The 15,163-nt window shown below is 74.6% G+C and carries 18 protein-coding genes; 13 read left to right on the plus strand and 5 right to left on the minus strand.

Going from position 1 to position 15,163, the window contains the following annotated elements; translation table 11 throughout:
- Nucleotides 1-5: 5 nt before the first annotated feature.
- Nucleotides 6-734: a maleylpyruvate isomerase family mycothiol-dependent enzyme gene (locus ACFVWU_RS02905; RefSeq protein ID WP_387614633.1), complete on the plus strand. Its 729-nt coding sequence runs from the start codon at nucleotides 6-8 to the stop codon at nucleotides 732-734.
- A gap of 4 nt (nucleotides 735-738) precedes the next feature.
- Here the strand turns inward: ACFVWU_RS02905 and ACFVWU_RS02910 are convergent, their stop codons facing one another.
- Nucleotides 739-918, minus strand: coding sequence for a hypothetical protein (locus tag ACFVWU_RS02910; RefSeq protein ID WP_387614636.1), 180 nt, complete (start codon nucleotides 916-918; stop codon nucleotides 739-741).
- Nucleotides 919-1,159: 241 nt separating this feature from the next.
- Between ACFVWU_RS02910 and ACFVWU_RS02915 the strand changes: the two genes are divergently transcribed.
- From ACFVWU_RS02915 to ACFVWU_RS02935, 5 genes are all read left to right on the plus strand, one after another.
- Nucleotides 1,160-1,684, plus strand: coding sequence for a hypothetical protein (locus ACFVWU_RS02915; RefSeq protein WP_387614639.1), 525 nt, complete (start codon nucleotides 1,160-1,162; stop codon nucleotides 1,682-1,684).
- A gap of 274 nt (nucleotides 1,685-1,958) precedes the next feature.
- On the plus strand, nucleotides 1,959-2,669 hold the full coding sequence (locus ACFVWU_RS02920) for a DUF6461 domain-containing protein (protein WP_387614642.1): 711 nt from the start codon (nucleotides 1,959-1,961) through the stop codon (nucleotides 2,667-2,669).
- 217 nt (nucleotides 2,670-2,886) lie between these two features.
- Entirely contained in the window at nucleotides 2,887-4,176 is a 1,290-nt protein-coding gene (locus ACFVWU_RS02925) for a hypothetical protein (RefSeq protein ID WP_387614645.1), read from the plus strand.
- A gap of 405 nt (nucleotides 4,177-4,581) precedes the next feature.
- A complete protein-coding gene (locus ACFVWU_RS02930) occupies nucleotides 4,582-6,153 on the plus strand; it encodes an alpha/beta hydrolase (RefSeq protein ID WP_387614648.1) in 1,572 nt (523 codons plus the stop codon).
- Nucleotides 6,154-6,223: 70 nt separating this feature from the next.
- Nucleotides 6,224-6,850 carry a disulfide bond formation protein DsbA gene (locus tag ACFVWU_RS02935; RefSeq protein ID WP_387614651.1) on the plus strand — a complete coding sequence of 209 codons (627 nt, stop codon included), beginning with the start codon at nucleotides 6,224-6,226 and terminating at the stop codon, nucleotides 6,848-6,850.
- Between the two features lie 45 nt (nucleotides 6,851-6,895).
- Here ACFVWU_RS02935 and ACFVWU_RS02940 read toward each other — a convergent pair whose 3' ends face one another.
- Genes ACFVWU_RS02940 through ACFVWU_RS02950 form a run of 3 tightly spaced genes read right to left on the minus strand, consistent with a single transcriptional unit; the run spans nucleotide 6,896 to nucleotide 8,621 of the window.
- Nucleotides 6,896-7,480 carry a DUF1707 domain-containing protein gene (locus ACFVWU_RS02940; RefSeq protein WP_387614654.1) on the minus strand — a complete coding sequence of 195 codons (585 nt, stop codon included), beginning with the start codon at nucleotides 7,478-7,480 and terminating at the stop codon, nucleotides 6,896-6,898.
- 44 nt (nucleotides 7,481-7,524) lie between these two features.
- On the minus strand, nucleotides 7,525-8,316 hold the full coding sequence (locus ACFVWU_RS02945) for a hypothetical protein (RefSeq protein WP_387614657.1): 792 nt from the start codon (nucleotides 8,314-8,316) through the stop codon (nucleotides 7,525-7,527).
- Nucleotides 8,313-8,621 carry a PadR family transcriptional regulator gene (locus tag ACFVWU_RS02950; RefSeq protein WP_387614660.1) on the minus strand — a complete coding sequence of 103 codons (309 nt, stop codon included), beginning with the start codon at nucleotides 8,619-8,621 and terminating at the stop codon, nucleotides 8,313-8,315. Before ACFVWU_RS02950 ends, ACFVWU_RS02945 begins: the two co-directional genes overlap by 4 nt.
- Before the next feature lie 79 nt (nucleotides 8,622-8,700).
- Here ACFVWU_RS02950 and ACFVWU_RS02955 point away from each other — a divergent pair, with 79 nt between their 5' ends.
- From ACFVWU_RS02955 to ftsH, 4 genes are read left to right on the plus strand one after another with little or no spacing between them, the layout of a single operon-like run.
- Nucleotides 8,701-8,973: a hypothetical protein gene (locus ACFVWU_RS02955; RefSeq protein WP_387614663.1), complete on the plus strand. Its 273-nt coding sequence runs from the start codon at nucleotides 8,701-8,703 to the stop codon at nucleotides 8,971-8,973.
- Nucleotides 8,970-9,899 carry a hypothetical protein gene (locus tag ACFVWU_RS02960; RefSeq protein WP_387614666.1) on the plus strand — a complete coding sequence of 310 codons (930 nt, stop codon included), beginning with the start codon at nucleotides 8,970-8,972 and terminating at the stop codon, nucleotides 9,897-9,899. Before ACFVWU_RS02955 ends, ACFVWU_RS02960 begins: the two co-directional genes overlap by 4 nt.
- A complete protein-coding gene (locus ACFVWU_RS02965) occupies nucleotides 9,896-10,150 on the plus strand; it encodes a hypothetical protein (protein ID WP_387614669.1) in 255 nt (84 codons plus the stop codon). The genes ACFVWU_RS02960 and ACFVWU_RS02965 overlap by 4 nt, the downstream gene beginning before the upstream one ends.
- A gap of 6 nt (nucleotides 10,151-10,156) precedes the next feature.
- Nucleotides 10,157-12,181: an ATP-dependent zinc metalloprotease FtsH gene (gene ftsH / locus ACFVWU_RS02970; protein ID WP_387614672.1), complete on the plus strand. Its 2,025-nt coding sequence runs from the start codon at nucleotides 10,157-10,159 to the stop codon at nucleotides 12,179-12,181.
- On the opposite strand, the gene ACFVWU_RS02975 is transcribed toward ftsH, so the two are convergent.
- A complete protein-coding gene (locus ACFVWU_RS02975) occupies nucleotides 12,178-12,612 on the minus strand; it encodes an Lrp/AsnC family transcriptional regulator (protein ID WP_387614832.1) in 435 nt (144 codons plus the stop codon). The genes ftsH and ACFVWU_RS02975 overlap by 4 nt on opposite strands.
- A 91-nt stretch (nucleotides 12,613-12,703) precedes the next feature.
- Between ACFVWU_RS02975 and ACFVWU_RS02980 the strand changes: the two genes are divergently transcribed.
- From ACFVWU_RS02980 to ACFVWU_RS02990, 3 genes are all read left to right on the plus strand, one after another.
- Nucleotides 12,704-13,633 (plus strand): SMP-30/gluconolactonase/LRE family protein, encoded by a 930-nt coding sequence (locus ACFVWU_RS02980; protein ID WP_387614675.1) that lies wholly within the window; start codon nucleotides 12,704-12,706, stop codon nucleotides 13,631-13,633.
- Nucleotides 13,630-14,469, plus strand: a complete 840-nt coding sequence (nadE, locus tag ACFVWU_RS02985) for an ammonia-dependent NAD(+) synthetase (RefSeq protein ID WP_387614678.1) — start codon at nucleotides 13,630-13,632, stop codon at nucleotides 14,467-14,469. Before ACFVWU_RS02980 ends, nadE begins: the two co-directional genes overlap by 4 nt.
- A 224-nt stretch (nucleotides 14,470-14,693) precedes the next feature.
- The gene (locus tag ACFVWU_RS02990) at nucleotides 14,694-15,161 is read left to right on the plus strand and encodes an SAM-dependent methyltransferase (protein WP_387614835.1); all 468 of its coding nucleotides are present in this window, start codon (nucleotides 14,694-14,696) and stop codon (nucleotides 15,159-15,161) included.
- Nucleotides 15,162-15,163 lie beyond the last annotated feature (2 nt).

The raw sequence follows: 15,163 nt of genomic DNA on the forward strand, positions 1-15,163 counted from the left end.
TCGACATGGAGACGGAGTTCGCGGGCCTGCTGGAGGCGGTCCGGGCCTCGGCGGAGCGGCTCGGCGCGAGTGTCGGGACACTGACCGACCGGGAGGTCCGGGAACCGTCGCCGCTGCCCGGTTGGAGTCGGGGGCACGTCCTCACCCACCTCGCCCGCAGCGCCGACGCGTACCGGTGGATGCTCGCCGTGGCCCGTACCGGCACACCGCCCGGGCCGCGCGCCGACTCCGCCGAGTTGGACCGACGGTTGCGCGAGGGCGCGGGGCGGGGCGCCGGCGCGCTGGTCACGGACCTGCGGAGCAGTCTGGACGGGCTGCTCGCGGACGCGGCGGCGCTGCCCGCGGAGCGCAGGGCGGTGCTGGTCGCCGCGCTGGCGGGGTGGCGCCACCCGGCCTGGTACCTCCTGTGGCGGGCCTGGCGCGAGCTTGAGGTGCACCATGTGGACCTGGATCTCGGCTACTCGGCGCGGAGTTGGCCGGAGGTCTTCGTCCGGCGGGCGCTGGAGGAGAGTGTGGCGGCGCTGGCCGCGCGGCGGGTCGCGGTCGCCCGGATCGAGGCCGAGGACCTCGGCCGTACCTGGACCCTCGGCGAGCAGGGCCCGGTGGTGCGCGGCCCGGGGTACGCGCTGCTCGCCTGGTTCGCCGGGCGTGGTCCGGCTGCGGACCTGTGCTCGGACGGTCCGCCGCCGGTGCTGCCGCCGTGGCCGCTGCCGCCGGTGCCCGGCTGGGGGTGAGGGGTCAGGGGCTGGGCGTCCGGCCCCCCGCGGCGAGCAGGGCGGCCGCGATCTCCGGGAAGCCCCGCCGCTCGGCGTGGGTGCGGGCCGTGGTGCCGTCGGCGTCCGGGAGGAGCGGGTCGGCGCCGTGAGCCAGGAGGATGTCGACGATCTCCCGGTGGGCGGAGCCGCCGTCGCCGAGCATTCGGCTGGACCCAGCCCGAACCGCTCACCGGCGGCGGGCAGTGGGCGGCGCTCCTGGCCGGCATCACCCTGATCGCCTCCGGCCCGCTCTCGTACACCACCAGCGCCGACTTCTCTACGCCCCCCTGATGCGCCGAGCCGCAGGGCGGCGCAGCGCCTGACGGCCGGGGCCGGCCGCTCGGGAAGTCGGCGGGTCCGACTTCCCCGGCGGGCGATTTGGGGGCGCTGGCTAGGGTGACCGGGTGGACATAGCAGCGGTGGCGATCGCAGTGACCGGTGTGGCGGGGACCCTCGGGGCCGCGCTGCTCACCCAGCGGGGCGCCGAACGGGCCAAGCGGCGCGAGCTGGAGCTCGGCCAGGCCTTCCAGGACACCCGCGAGAACCTCGCCCTGCGGCGCGGCTGCTACACCCGGCTGTACCGTGACGCACGGCAGTTCGCGACCGCGCTCAACCGGCACCTGCACCTCCTGCGCGACCGGACGCCCGAGGAGGGCGACATCCGGGCGCTGGAGGAGGCCAAGGACGCGCACCGCAACCACTGGTCCGAGACGCTGATGATCGCTCCCGATGCCGTGATCGCCCCGGGCGACACGGCGAACCAGGCGCTCACCCGCGTCTACGGGATGGTCAAGCGCCTGGAACAAGGCGATGCGCGGCCCGGTGAGAGCCTGCGATCCGCCGCCGAGGCGCAGGACGAGCTGTGGGCGCTGATCAAGATCATGCGGCATGCGATGCGGCAGGACCTGGGGGTGGCCGGGGAGTTCTAGCCACACGGGTTCGCCGGGGTGCTCGATCAGGCGGTGAGGGAGGCTCCGCGGTGCGCCTCGGTTCGGGTCTGCCCCGGAGGCGTCGGTCGGGGCGGAGCGCCGCGGACGGCCCTCCGTCGGGCGGCGACTGCAGCTGAACGGCGGTGCGCCGCACGTGAGTTCACCGTCCGCATCATCCTCTGCCCGCCTGTCGGGGCTGCATGTCGGTGGTGTCGGCTAGGGTGCGTCCGGCTGCGCCTGTCCATCGCGGGCCGGCGTGAAGGGGAGGGACGTCATGGGCGACGGTGCAGGCGGGGGCGAGGGGTGGGGCGGTGACGGCACCCGGCGGGACGGCACCCTGACGAACGGCACCCGGCGGGACGGCATCCAGTGGCTGGCGGACGCCGGCGCCGAGGTCGACGGGGTGGTGTTCGCCCGGGGCATCCCGCCCGAGGAGCTCGCCCGCCGGATGGGGGCCGACCCGGCGGCTGCGACCGGGCCGATCAGCGGGACGGAGATCTGGGACCTGGACATCGAGGGCTACCGCCCCGGTGGCGACGGCGACGGCGTGATCCGGGTCGGCGAGGCGGGCGGCTGGTCCTTCGCGATCGAGTACGGCGACTCGACCGGTGGCGAGTTGCTCACCGAGATAGCCCGACACGGCGCCGAGGTGGTGCACTTCCGCCCGATGCCGGAGCAGCCGCCGGCCCTGCTCGACTACGCCCGGGACGGCGCCGTGTTGTGCGGCTTCGGCCTGGGCGAGGAGCGCTGGCGCTGGGGGAAGGAGCCCGATCTGCTGCTGCCCGAGCTGGTCGCCGCGCGGGTCCTGGAGGCCGACGGCATCACCCCCTGCGCTCCCGGGGGCGAGCGCGACGGGGCCGTCCGGCACCGGGCCCTCGGTGTGGTCGGGCGGCGGTTCGGGCTGCGCCTGCCCCGGGCGGTGCTGGGCGAGCTGCGGCTGCCGGCCTACGTGGTGCGCGGCACGCCGGGGCTGGGGCCGCGGTGAGGTTCCGGAGCGGGTCCTCACCGCGAACGGGAAACGCCGCTCCGACGGCGGACGCCGCCGGAGCGGCGGTGTCGTCGGGCTGCGCCTGGGCGGGCGCCACGGTGAAGCCGGCCACCGCGAGCGAGAGCGCGACTGCGGGTGCCGCTGTGATGTCGGTCGCGCACGGATCCGGCCAAGTTGCCGAGGATGTCGCCTTCGGACGGTAAGGTTCGCGATCATGGATGCCGCTGAATTCGACCGTCGAGCCCGCGGTACGCACCTGGACTGGATACCCTCCGACCTGGTCGCCCGGCTCATCGAGCACGGCCATCTCGACCGGGTACGACAGGAGGCGTCGTCCGGCGACTGGCACTGCGCCCGGGCGTGGGTGGAACAGTTGGCCGCCGAGGACCGGCAGGACGACGCCCTGGCCGTGCTCGCCCCGTACATCGAGGCGGGCTCCTGGGACGCGGCCCGCGCGCACGCCGAGTTGCTGGAACGGTGGGGCTACGAGGAGGAGGCGATCGCCTTCGTCCAGGTGCTCTCCGAGGCGGGCGTCGGCAAGGGTGCGGCGTTCGAGCACCTCACCCGGCTGCTCGCGCGGCACGGGCGGGGGCAGGAGGCGTTCGAGCTGCTCCGGCCGCACAGCAAGGAGGCGGCGTTCGCGGCGGCCCTGGTCGACGTGACCGAGGGGCTCGGCCGGGACGAGGAGGTCGCGGAGCTGCTCGCGGCCCGGACCGAGGCGCCGGCCGAGCGCTGGCCGAACGCGGAGTTCGGCTTCCCCGAGCCCGACAACGCCGTCGGCCTGCTGGCCGCCGTCCGCGAGCGGCAGGGCCGGGTGGACGAGGCGATCGCCCTGCTGCGCACCCGGGAGATCACCTCCGTCAACGGCCGTGACCAGCTGGCCGACCTGCTGGCGCGGCACGACCGCATCGAGGAGCTGCGGGCCTACGCGGCGCAGGAGTCCCTCGGGGACGCCGCCACCGCCCTGGCCGAACTGCTGGAGCTGCGCGGCGACATCGAGGGCGCGGTCGAGGTCTACCGGGCGCGCGCGGCGGAGTCGCCGCACGAGGCCGCGCTGCTCGCCCGACTCCTGGCCCGGCACGGGCGCGGAGACGAGGCGATCGAGGTACTGCGCGCCCTGCCGTGGGCGAAGGGCGGCGATGAGGACTGGATCGTCTCCACCCTGTGCGAGCTGTACGTCGACCAGCGGCGCGCCGAGGAGGGGCTGGCGTACCTGGACGGTGTGCTCGCCCGGTTCGGTGCGCCGGAGTGGGAGTACGTCCGGCTCCGGCCCCGACTGCTCGCCGCCTGCGGCCGCCTGGAGCAGGCGATCGAGGAGCTGCGGGCCGATCTCGATGCCCCGTACGCGGCGGGGGAGTTGGCGTCGCTGCTCGCTGACGCCGGCCGCCTGGAGGAGGCTGTCGCGGTTCCCGCCGTTGCGGCGGACCGCCTGCTGCTCGCGTCGCTGCTGCTGAAGCTCGGACGGATCGACGAGGCCATGGCCGCCCTCCGGCCGTCGGCCTGACGCGCCTGACGCGCGTAACCCGCGTAGCCCGCCCTCGGGCGGCGACGGCCGCCGTGCGCAGCTGGGCCGCCACCCGCTTCTCCCGCCGCGTCCACTGCCGGGACAGCGGTGTCGCCGCTCGATGTGCCCGCCTCCGTGCCCGCGGCTGCGGCCCCCGGCGCGGGGGCCGGTGGTGGGGCTGTCACCCGGTGGGCCGGTTGAACCCTCACTCGGTCGGCCGGTGGCAGCCCGGACGGCGCACGCCCCCCGTCCGGGGCTTCCGGCGAGCATTGCCGCGCCGTGGCCCCTAGGGTCTGTGGTGCGCCGACGGTGCCGCGCGCCGGGGCGTACGCCGCCCGCCGCGCGCCGGTGCGCGGCGGGCCCGAGACCGCGCCGCGCGGCAGACCCCGAGAGGTGGACCGCTCCATGCACACCGTCGTCCGCGGCGCCGGCGCGCTCGGCCTGGCCGCACTGCTGCTGGCCCCCGCCGCCGGCTGCCGGAGCGAGAGCAGCTCCGCCGCCGAGCCCGCGCCGATCGCCCCGGCCACCGGCGCCACCGCCACCGGCCTGGCCGCCCAGCAGCTGGCCTGGCGCCCCTGCCCGGCCCCGAGCGCCGCCCAGGGCGGCGGCAGCGCGCCCGCGAACGACTGGCAGTGCGCCACCCTCAAGGCCCCGCTGGACTACGCCAAGCCGAACGGCGGGACCGTCGACCTCGCGCTGATCCGCAGCAAGGCCAAGGACGAACAGCACCGGATCGGCTCGCTGTTCTTCAACTTCGGTGGCCCCGGCGCCTCCGGCGTGGCCACCCTGCCCGCCCTGTCCGGCGCCTACGCCTCCCTCAACACCCGCTACGACCTGGTCAGTTTCGACCCGCGCGGGGTCGGCGACAGTGCCGGGGTGAAGTGCCTGGACGACCGGGCGATGGACGTCAACGTGGCCGTCGACAGCACCCCCGACACCCCGGCGGGGGTCAAGGCCCTGGACGACACCAACGCGCAGTTCGCCGCCTCCTGCGAGCGCAACTCCGGCCCGGTGCTGCCCTACGTGGACACCGAGAGCGCGGCCCGCGACCTCGACCTGATGCGGCAGGTGCTCGGCGACCAGAAGATCTTCTACTTCGGCATCAGCTACGGCACCCAGCTCGGCGGCGTCTACGCGCACCTGTTCCCGAAGGAGGTCGGCCGGATCGTCCTGGACTCGGTGGTCGACCCGACCCAGGACCCGCAGCAGAGCGCGCTCGGCCAGGCCCAGGGCTTCCAGCTCGCCCTCGACGACTTCATGAAGGCCTGCGCCACCCAGGCCGCGGTCGCCTGCCCGACCGGCAGCGGCGGCGCCGAGGGCACGGCGAAGATCACCGGCCTGCTGCAGAAGCTCGCGCAGTCGCCGCTGCCCACCGACAGCGGGCGCAAGCTCACCGAGAGCCTGGCCATCACCGGCATCGCGTCCGCGCTGTACAGCCAGCAGACCTGGCCCGCGCTGGCCTCCGGGCTCACCGAGGCGATGCAGCGGGGCACCGGCAACACGCTGCTCTTGCTGGCCGACTCGCTGCTCGGGCGCGACGCGCAGGGGCACTACAACAACCTGAACGCGGCCAACCGGGCGATCTCCTGTGTGGACGCCCGACAGCGCTACTCCGACCAGGACGTCGAGCAGCAGCTGCCGCAGTTCCGCACCGCCTCCCCGGTGTTCGGCCCCTTCACCGCCTGGGGCCTGACCGGCTGCACCGGCTGGCCCGTCCCCGGCAAGGCCGACCACCCGGAGGTCGCGGCCGAGGGGGCCGCCCCGATCCTGGTGGTCGGCACCACCGGCGACCCGGCCACCCCGGTCGAGGGCGCCCGCACGATGGCGCGGCAGCTGGGAGCGGGCGTCGGCGTCACGGTGACGCTGAAGGGCGAGGGCCACGGCGGGTACAACACCGGCAATCCCTGTCTGACGCGGACCGTGGACGCCTACCTGCTGGACGGCACGGTGCCGGCGGACGGGACCACCTGCAGCTGAGAAGTGGCCCATGGTGATGGGTGGCGATTGGCCCTGGGGAGTGGTCCAATCGGGCCCTAGGATCGTCGACGTGAACAAGGACGCGAACAAGAACGCCACCAAAGTCGACTTCTACTTCGATCCCGTCTGCCCCTTCGCCTGGATCACCTCCCGGTGGATCCTGGAGGTCGAGAAGCAGCGCGAGCTGGACCTCGGCTTCCGGGTGATGAGCCTGTCCGTCCTCAACGAGGGCCGCACCGACCTGCCCGAGCGCTACCAGCGCCTGATGACCACGGGCTGGGGCCCCGTCCGGGTCTGCATCGCCGCCGCCGAGAAGCACGGCGAGCACGTCCTGCGCGACCTCTACACCGAGCTCGGCACCCGTCTGCACGACCAGGACCGCGCCGCCGACGACACCCTCATCCGCGAGGCCCTGGTCGCGGCCGGCCTGCCCGAGGAGCTCGCCGAGGCGGCCGACAGCACCGCGTACGACATCGCGCTGCGCAAGAGCCACCACGAGGGCATGGACCCGGTCGGCGAGGAGGTCGGCACCCCGACCATCCACGTGGACGGCGTCGCCTTCTTCGGCCCGGTGCTGAGCGCGATCCCGCGCGGGGAGGACGCCGTACGGGTCTTCGACGGCGTCCGGCTGCTGGCCGGGTACCCGAAGTTCTTCGAGCTCAAGCGGACTCGGACGGGGTCGCTGGACTTCTCCTGACCGGCGGGAGGTCGCGGCAGGGGGCGTCCCTTCGGCGGCGTCCCTTCAGCGGCGGCGCTGCTTGATCTTGATCAGCCCCGACCGGGGATGGCCGACGACGGTCACGGTCGGGGCTCCCCGCTCCGCCACCTCGGTGGCCTTGTTGACGATGTGGCCGGTGTTGGTGCTCGACCCGTCCACCCGCACGCCCCAGCCGGCCGGGACGACCAGTCGGATGCGGCCCGCACCGCACGCCGCCTCGACGGTGACCTCGCGGTGCGGGCAGACGGCCTCGGTGAAGTCGATCTCGATGTGCATCATCCGGCACTCGGCGACGATCCGCGAGGGCACCGTCCAGCGGCCGCTCTGCCGGATGTTGCCCAACGTGGGCTTGAGGACCAGCACGTCGGCCCCGGATCCGGCGGCGGACGGGTGGCCGCCCAGATCCGCCACCAGGGCGTCGAGTTCGCGGTAGGTCCGGGCCGCGTAGGCGCGGTCGAGCCGCTCCGTCAGCTCCCCGAGGTCGATGCGGCCCTCGCCCGCCGCGATGCGCAGCCGCTCGGCCACCGCCTCCCGGTCGGCGTCCCCGGCGCGGGGCTCCACCTGGGTCTCCGGGGTCGTTCGTATCGGCAGCTGGTCCGGGTCGCTCATGGGAGGACTGTAGATCACCGGTGCCGCGGCCGGCGGACGGAGGGTCAGCTTCCGGTCTGGCGCAGATCCCTGAGGGCCGCGGCGAGCGGCCAGGCGAGCAGGACCAGCAGGATCCCGGCGGTCAGCGCGGTGGTCGCGTGGCCGGCCGTCCAGGTGGCCAGCAGGGTGGAGCCGGCCAGCACTCCGGTGGTGGCGAGGGCGCCGAGGCCCAGCCTCAGCCGGAACGGGGACGGCGTGGCCAGCGCGGCCCGGCCCTCCGGGCCCGCCACCGTGCGGCAGGTCTGCAGGGCACCGACGGCCAGCACCGTCCACCAGGAGGCGACGGCGGCGAAGCGGTAGTCACTGGCCGCGAGGGCCGGGCCGAGCGCGGAGTGCGCGAGCGCCACCAGGCCCGCGCCCGCCAGGGCCGGGACGGTGAGGCGGCGGGCGGCGGTGGCGAGCAGGGCGCGCAGCGCGGCGGGGTCGCGGTGGGGGAGCGGGGTGACCAGCGCCAGCCCGACCAGCAGCAGCGCCTGACCGAGCGGCGCTGCCCAGGCTCCGCCGGGTGCGGCGGCCTGGCGGGCGCCCTGTTCGGCGGCCAGGGCGCCGACGAACCCGGTCGCCAGCGCGACGGCGAGGGCCAGGACGGCGGTTCGGTCGCGTCGTTGGGTGCGGTGGTCGGCGGGCCAGACCGCCGGGTGCAGCCACAGGTCCGCGATCGCGGCCAGCAGCCCGGGCCAGGCGCGCCAGTCGGCCGACCGCACCTCCTCCGCCAGTTCCTCGCCCCAGCGTTCGCGCATCGGCGCGGGGTAGAGCCGGGACAGGTCGACGGGCCGCCGCGGATGCCCGCCGCTCACGCGGGGTCCACCTCGAGGCTGGCCAGCCCGGCGGCGGCCACCTTCGCCATCGACCGCAGCTCCTGCTCCAGCAGCCGCCGGCCCTGCGGGGTCAGCCGTACCGGACGCTGGCGCGGCTGCGACCCGGCGTCGTCGGCGGGTTCGATCAGCTGCTTGGCCTCCAGGCGGGTCAGCGCCCCGTAGAGGCTGCCGGGGCCGAGCTTCTGCCCGACCAGCCGCTCGATGGCGGCGTTGACGGCGTAGCCGTGCAGCGGTCCCTCGGCCAGTGCGCAGAGCACCAGCGTCTGTGCGTCGTACGCCTGCATGGGCGCTCACTCCCTCGGATGCGGCTCTCCGGGTCACGATACTACGTGACAAGTACTACGCGGCGTGTACTATTCCGGCATGGTCGAGGCGCAGCCGCCGGCGACCGAACATGCCGTGGAGGTGGGGGAGTTGACGCGCAGATGGGGATCGCCGCGGGGATGGGGGTGGCTGCCGGTCGCGGCGGCACTGGCCGTGGTCGCGCTGGTGGCCGTACGGATGCCGACCGGGGTGATGGGCACGTTCGGCCGGATCCTCCCGGCGGAGCACGAGCTCGCGCGGCACGTGGCGCCGGGGTTGCCCTGGCTGCCGGACCTGCTGGCGCGCGGGGGCGACGGTGGTGGGCGGCGATGAGCCGGACCCAACGGCGCGCACTGTGGGGCGCCCTGGCACTGGCCGTCGGTTTCACCGGCTTCGCGTACGTCACCACCCAGGCCAGGACGCTGCGGGCGGCGAGCCCCTGGCAGGCGGATCCGTACGACACGGTGGTGTCCTTCACGCTCTTCCTGGTCCCCGCGCTCACCGCCCTGACGGCCGTACGGGCCTCGCTCTGCCGGGGCGGCGGGCCGCAGCCCGGCTACCGGGTGGACCAACTGCTGCGGGCGGCCCGGCTCGGTGTCGCGCTGGTCGCGGCGACCGTCGCCACCGATGCGACCGCGGCGGCCCTGCGGGCGGAGCGCGAGCTGTGGGACGCGCGGACGGCCTGGCTGATCGCCGCGCTGCTGCCGCTGGCGGCGGGCGCCGGATGGTGCCTGGTCCTGCTGCGGCGCGCCGGGCGGGAGGTGCCGCCCGAGGAGCGGCGGCGCCCGGGCGGCGACTGGCTGGACGATCTCGTCCTGCTCGCCGCGCCACTGGCCGACCTCGGGGTCGCCACCCGCTTCCTGCGTCGCCACATCGTGGCCGCCGCGGCCGGGCTGAGCCTGCTGGCCGGCGCGCTGGTGGTCACCGGACAGGCGGGCGGCGAAGGCTGGCCCGGTTGGCAGCTGGCCCTGGCCGAACTCACCGTCTTCTTCAGCGGGTTCTTCGCCTTCTGCCTGCTCTGCGACGCCCTCCTGCGGATCGCCGCGATGCCGCGCAGGCCCGGTGCGGGGCGGGCCGCCGCCTTCGCCGCTGCGGCGGCGGTGCCGGTGAGCGGCGGGTTGCGGGATGCGCTGTGGTCGCTGGTCGGGTTGCCGGGTGCGGTGGACTCGGCGGTCAGGCTGTTGGGGCTGATGGCCGGGTGCGCGGTGCTCGCGGGCGCGGCGACCCTGGTCGCGGTACGTGCGACGGTGGCGCGATGAGCGAGCCCGTCGAGCGGGTCGACGAGCAGGACCGGGTGCTCGGTGTGGTCGACCGCGCCGAGGCGATCCGGCGAGGCTGGCTGACCCTGCCCGAGCTGGCGCGGGCCGTACGGCAGTGGCCGTTCGTGCCGGACGGGCAGCTCGCGTTCGGCCGGTACCTGTTCGGCCTCCCGTCCGGGCCCGGAGCGTCCGACCATGGAGAGGAAGGCCCCCTGAGAGGGAATCCGGGGAGCGGCGCCAAGAGGCGGTGAGCGTGGATGATCGTACGAACGCGGCTGCGCGCTGCCCGTCACCCGGCGACCCCGCCCGGCACGGGACCCGGCTCCGGCCCCGGCGGCCCCGGCAAGGGCCCGGGTCCATGGCAGCGGCCGGGCCCCGGCCCCGGTGGCACCCCGCCCAAGCCCCCCGCGCCCTCGTGGCGCCGCTGGCTGCTGCCCGTCGCCGTCCTCGCCACCCTGCTCCTGCTCGCCCTGTTCTCCAAGTCCGCCCCGACCGGCGCCCGCTACGGCTACACCGACTTCCTGAACCGGGTCGACGCCGGCCAGGTGCAGACCGTGGACGTCAGCGACACCGGCGGGGTGAGCGGCACGCTCAAGGACGGCACCCACTTCACCAGCCAGATCCCCACCGCCCTGGACACCTCCCAACTCAGCCACGCGCTCTCCGACCAGCACGTGAACATCACCGCCAGCCACTCCGGCAACGGCAGCTCGCTCTGGTCCACCCTGCTGCTGTTCCTGCCGCTGCTGATCTTCGGCGGGCTGTTCCTGTGGTCGGGCCGGATGGCCGCACGAACGCTCGGCGGCGGGCTGAGCGCGATCGGCCGCTCCCGGGCGAAGATCATCGAGGCCGAGCGGCCCGCCACCGGCTTCGCCGATGTGGCCGGGTACGAGGGGGTGAAGCAGGAGGTCAGCGAGGTGGTCGACTTCCTGCGCAGCCCGGAGCGGTACGCCGCCGCCGGAGCCAAGGGGCCACGCGGGGTGATCATGGTCGGCCCGCCGGGCACCGGCAAGACACTGCTCGCCCGGGCGGTCGCCGGGGAGGCCTCGGTGCCGTTCCTCTCGGTGACCGGCTCCGGTTTCGTGGAGATGTTCGTCGGTGTCGGCGCCTCCCGGGTCCGCGACCTGTTCGAGGAGGCCCGCAAGCGCGCGCCGTCCATCATCTTCATCGACGAGATCGACGCGGTCGGCGGCCGCCGCGCGGGCGGCTCCCGGATCGGCGGCAACGACGAGCGCGAGCAGACCCTCAACCAGCTCCTGTCCGAGATGGACGGCTTCGATCAGAGCACCGGGATCGTCGTCATCGCCGCCACCAACCGGCCGGACGCCCTCGACCCGGCCCTGCTGCGCCCCGGCCGGTTCGACCGGCAGGTCACCGTGCCGCTGCCCAACCAGGCCGAGCGGGCGGCCATCCTCGCCGTGCACACCCTGGGGAAGACCCTCGCCCCGGACGCGGACCTGGACCGGATCGCCCGCGGCACCCCCGGCTTCTCCGGCGCCGACCTCGCCAACCTGGTCAACGAGGCCGCGATCAACGCGGTCCGCGCCGAACGCGCCACCATCACCGCGGCCGACCTCGACGACGCCCGCGACCGGGTGCTGCTCGGGCGCCGGGAGTCCTCCAACGCGCTGCTGCCCGAGGAGCGGCAATCCGTCGCCGTGCACGAGTCCGGGCACGCGCTGATGGCCGCGCTGTGCGAGCACGCCGACCCGGTCGCCAAGGTGACCATCCTCCCGGCGGGCGTCGCGCTCGGCGCCACCGAGCAACTCCCCGAGGCCGAGCGGCACCTGTACAGCGAGAGCTATCTGAACGATCTGCTCACCGTCCAACTCGGCGGGCGGGCCGCTGAGTTGGTGGTCTTCGGCGAGGGCTCGACAGGTGCCGCCAACGACCTCGCCAATGCCACCTCGGTGGCCACCCGGATGGTTCGCGAGTTCGGCCTCTCCCCGGACCTCGGCCCGGTCGGCTACTCCAGCGGCTCCCCGCAGTACCTCGGCGAGCACCCCGAGGACCTGCTGCGCCGCCCGTACTCCGAGCAGACCCAGCGCGCGGTGGACGAGGCGGTGGCCGCGCTGCTGCGCGGTGCCGAGCGCCGGGCCGTCGAGCTGCTGCGCGCACACCGGCACCACCTGGACGAGTTGGCGGAGCTGCTGGTCGCCCAGGAGACCGTGGACGGCCGCGTGGTGCTGGACATCCTTCGGCACCCCGCGCCCGGGGCTGGGGCTGGGGCCGAGACCGCGAGCGAGGCCGAGGCCGCGAGCGAGGCCGAGGCCGAGGTCTAAGGCTTGGGCGGGCGCTCGAAGAAGGTCTCCAGCACCACCGTGGCCTGGGTGCCGTTCACGCCCTCGATCGCGTAGAGGCGGCGCAGCACGTCCTGGAGCTGCTCGGTGGTGGCCGTGCGTACCTTGACCAGCACCGAGGCGCTGCCCGCGATGATGTGCGCCTCCTCGATCTCCGGTACGGCGGCGAAGGCGGCGGCCGAATCGCCCATCCAGGCGGAGGAGTCCACCAGCACGAAGGAGAGCACCCCGAGCCCCAGGCTCCGCGGGTCCACCTCCACCGTGGTGCGGCGGAGCACCCCGCGCTCGCGCAGCTTGCGCACCCGCTCGTGCGCGGCCGCGGCGGAGAGCCCCACGGCCCGCCCGAGGGCCGCGTACGGCTGGCCGGCGTCCTGCTGGAGCAGGGCGAGCAGGGCGCGGTCGGTCTCGTCCAGGTTTTCGATCACCACGGTGGAACCATATCCCGTTCTGCCATACTCCCGAGTGTCAGAACCTCATTCGGCAGATGGCATCAGGGAGTGGATTGTGTCTGGTCAGATCAGCTTCGGACTGTACGAGATTCTGGACGAACGGTTCCGGCGGTGCGCCAACGGCGACACCCGGCTGGAGAAGCTCTACGGCGACTGCCGCTGGGCCGAGGGGCCGCTCTACCTGCCGGCCTGGCGGCAGGTGATCTGGAGCGACATCCCCAACGACCGCCTGCTGCGCTGGGACGAGGCCACCGGCACCGTCGGCGTCTTCCGCTCCCCGGCCGGCCACCCCAACGGCAACACCCTCGACCGCGAGGGCCGTCTGATCAGCTGCGAACAGGGCAACCGCCGGGTCACCCGCACCGAACACGACGGCAGGGTCACCGTCCTCGCCGATCGCTACCGGGGCAAGCGGCTCAACTCGCCCAACGACGCCGTCGTCGGCTCCGACGGCGCGATCTGGTTCTCCGACCCGGACTTCGGCATCACCAGCGACTACGAGGGCCACCGCGCCGAGCCCGAGATCGGCGCCCGCAACGTCTACCGGATCGACCCGCGCAGCGGCGAGGTCCGGCTCGCCGCCGACGGCTTCGAGGGGCCGAACGGACTGGTCCTCTCCCACGACGAACGGCGGCTCTACGTCAACGACAGCCGGGCCGGGCACATCCGGGTCTTCGACATCGGCGCGGACGGCACCCTCGGCGGCGACCGGATCTTCGTCAGCGGCGACGGCCGCCGGTTCGACAACATCCGCTTCGACCTCGACGGCCGGCTCTGGGCGGCCGCCTTCGAGGACGGCGTCCACTGCTACGCGCCCGACGGCACCCTCATCGGCCGTATCCTCGTCCCCGAGCCCGTCTCCAACATCACCTTCGGCGGCCCGAAGAACAACCGCCTGTTCATCACCGCCACCACCTCGCTGTACTCGCTGGTGACGACGATGACGGGCACCCACCGTGTGACCTTCCCCAAGGAGTCGGCATGACCGAGACCCCGCCCGCGGACCTCCAGCGGCAGATCGCCCTCGCCCTCGGAGTGGCGCCCGTCCCCGACCCCGCGAAGGAGGCCGAGCGGCGGGTGGCCTTCCTGGCCGAGCAGCTGCGGGCCTCGGGTGCGCGCACCCTGGTGCTGGGCATCAGCGGCGGCGTCGACTCCACCACCACCGGGCGGCTCTGCCAGCTCGCCGTCGAGCGGCTGCGGGCCGAGGGGCACCGGGTCGGCTTCACCGCGATGCGGCTGCCCTACGGCGTCCAGGCGGACGAGGCGGACGCCCAGCGCGCGCTCGACTTCATCCGTGCCGACGAGGTGCTGACCGTCGACATCAAGCCCGCGACCGACGCCGCCCTGGACGCGCTGCTGGCGGCCGGGCTGACCTTCACCGACCACGCCCACGAGGACTTCGTGCGCGGCAACGTCAAGGCCCGTCAGCGGATGGTGGTCCAGTACGCGGCCGCCGGCGCCTCCGGCGGCCTGGTCGTCGGTACCGACCACGCGGCCGAGGCCGCCGTCGGCTTCTTCACCAAGTACGGCGACGGCGCGGCCGACGTCATGCCGCTCTCCGGGCTGACCAAGCGCCAGGTGCGCTCGATCGCCGCGGTGCTGGGCGCGCCCGCCGAACTGGTCGGCAAGATCCCCACCGCGGACCTGGAGAACCTCGCCCCCGGCCGCCCCGACGAGGAGGCCCTCGGCGTCGAGTACGACGCCCTGGACGACTTCCTGGAGGGCCTGCCGGTCAGCGAGGAGGTGTTCGACACCGTCCTCGGCCACTACCGCCGCACCGAGCACAAGCGCGGCCTGCCGATCACCCCGGGCCAGGCCTGACCGACCGCGCGGCCCGCGCGGCCGGGGCCGTCCTCGGAGCGGCGGCGGACGAGGCCCCCGGCGCCCCCGTGGGTTCGGTCCGGCCGGGTGCCGCGGGCGCCCGAACCGCCGGACCCGGTGCGGCGGCCGGCGGGCCGGTGACCCCCTTGATCGTCGGGGCGTGAGCCCGGTTACGGTACCGGGTGAACGATCGTCAGCTCGAAGGGGGAATCGGCGTGGACGAAGTGACGGTGCGTCCGGTGGGGCGGGTGGTCGGCGGACGGGAGGACGTCCGGGACGGCGGCTGGGGGAGCGTCGGGGCGGTGATCCGGCTGGACGGCGGGCAGTTCGGGGAGGAGGCGCTGTACGGGCTGGCGGACTTCTCGCACCTGGAGGTGGTGTACCACTTCGACCGCGTCCCGGCCGGGAAGGTCGAGACCGGCGCCCGCCACCCGCGCGGCAACACCGACTGGCCGCTGGTCGGCATCTTCGCCCAGCGCGGCAAGAACCGTCCCAACCGGCTCGGGGTCTCCCGCTGCGCGCTGGTCCGGGTGGACGGACTGGAGCTGCACGTCACCGGCTTGGACGCGGTGGCCGGTACGCCGGTGCTCGACATCAAGCCGTACATGGGCGAGTTCGGCCCACGCGGGGAGGTCCGTCAGCCCGCGTGGTCGACGGAGCTGATGCGCGCCTACTACGACGGCGAGGCCTGACC

The organism is Kitasatospora sp. NPDC058190 (genome assembly GCF_042883685.1).
In the GTDB taxonomy this organism is placed as follows: domain Bacteria; phylum Actinomycetota; class Actinomycetes; order Streptomycetales; family Streptomycetaceae; genus Kitasatospora.

Coding starts and splice junctions, on each gene's coding strand:
- ACFVWU_RS02905 (WP_387614633.1), top strand. CDS start 6: ATGGAGACGGAGTTCGCGGGCCTGCTGGAGGCGGTCCGGGCCTCGGCG.
- ACFVWU_RS02910 (WP_387614636.1), bottom strand. CDS start 918: ATGCTCGGCGACGGCGGCTCCGCCCACCGGGAGATCGTCGACATCCTC.
- ACFVWU_RS02920 (WP_387614642.1), top strand. CDS start 1,959: ATGGGCGACGGTGCAGGCGGGGGCGAGGGGTGGGGCGGTGACGGCACC.
- ACFVWU_RS02925 (WP_387614645.1), top strand. CDS start 2,887: ATGGATGCCGCTGAATTCGACCGTCGAGCCCGCGGTACGCACCTGGAC.
- ACFVWU_RS02930 (WP_387614648.1), top strand. CDS start 4,582: ATGCACACCGTCGTCCGCGGCGCCGGCGCGCTCGGCCTGGCCGCACTG.
- ACFVWU_RS02940 (WP_387614654.1), bottom strand. CDS start 7,480: ATGAGCGACCCGGACCAGCTGCCGATACGAACGACCCCGGAGACCCAG.
- ACFVWU_RS02950 (WP_387614660.1), bottom strand. CDS start 8,621: ATGCAGGCGTACGACGCACAGACGCTGGTGCTCTGCGCACTGGCCGAG.
- ACFVWU_RS02955 (WP_387614663.1), top strand. CDS start 8,701: ATGGTCGAGGCGCAGCCGCCGGCGACCGAACATGCCGTGGAGGTGGGG.
- ACFVWU_RS02960 (WP_387614666.1), top strand. CDS start 8,970: ATGAGCCGGACCCAACGGCGCGCACTGTGGGGCGCCCTGGCACTGGCC.
- ACFVWU_RS02965 (WP_387614669.1), top strand. CDS start 9,896: ATGAGCGAGCCCGTCGAGCGGGTCGACGAGCAGGACCGGGTGCTCGGT.
- ftsH (WP_387614672.1), top strand. CDS start 10,157: ATGATCGTACGAACGCGGCTGCGCGCTGCCCGTCACCCGGCGACCCCG.
- nadE (WP_387614678.1), top strand. CDS start 13,630: ATGACCGAGACCCCGCCCGCGGACCTCCAGCGGCAGATCGCCCTCGCC.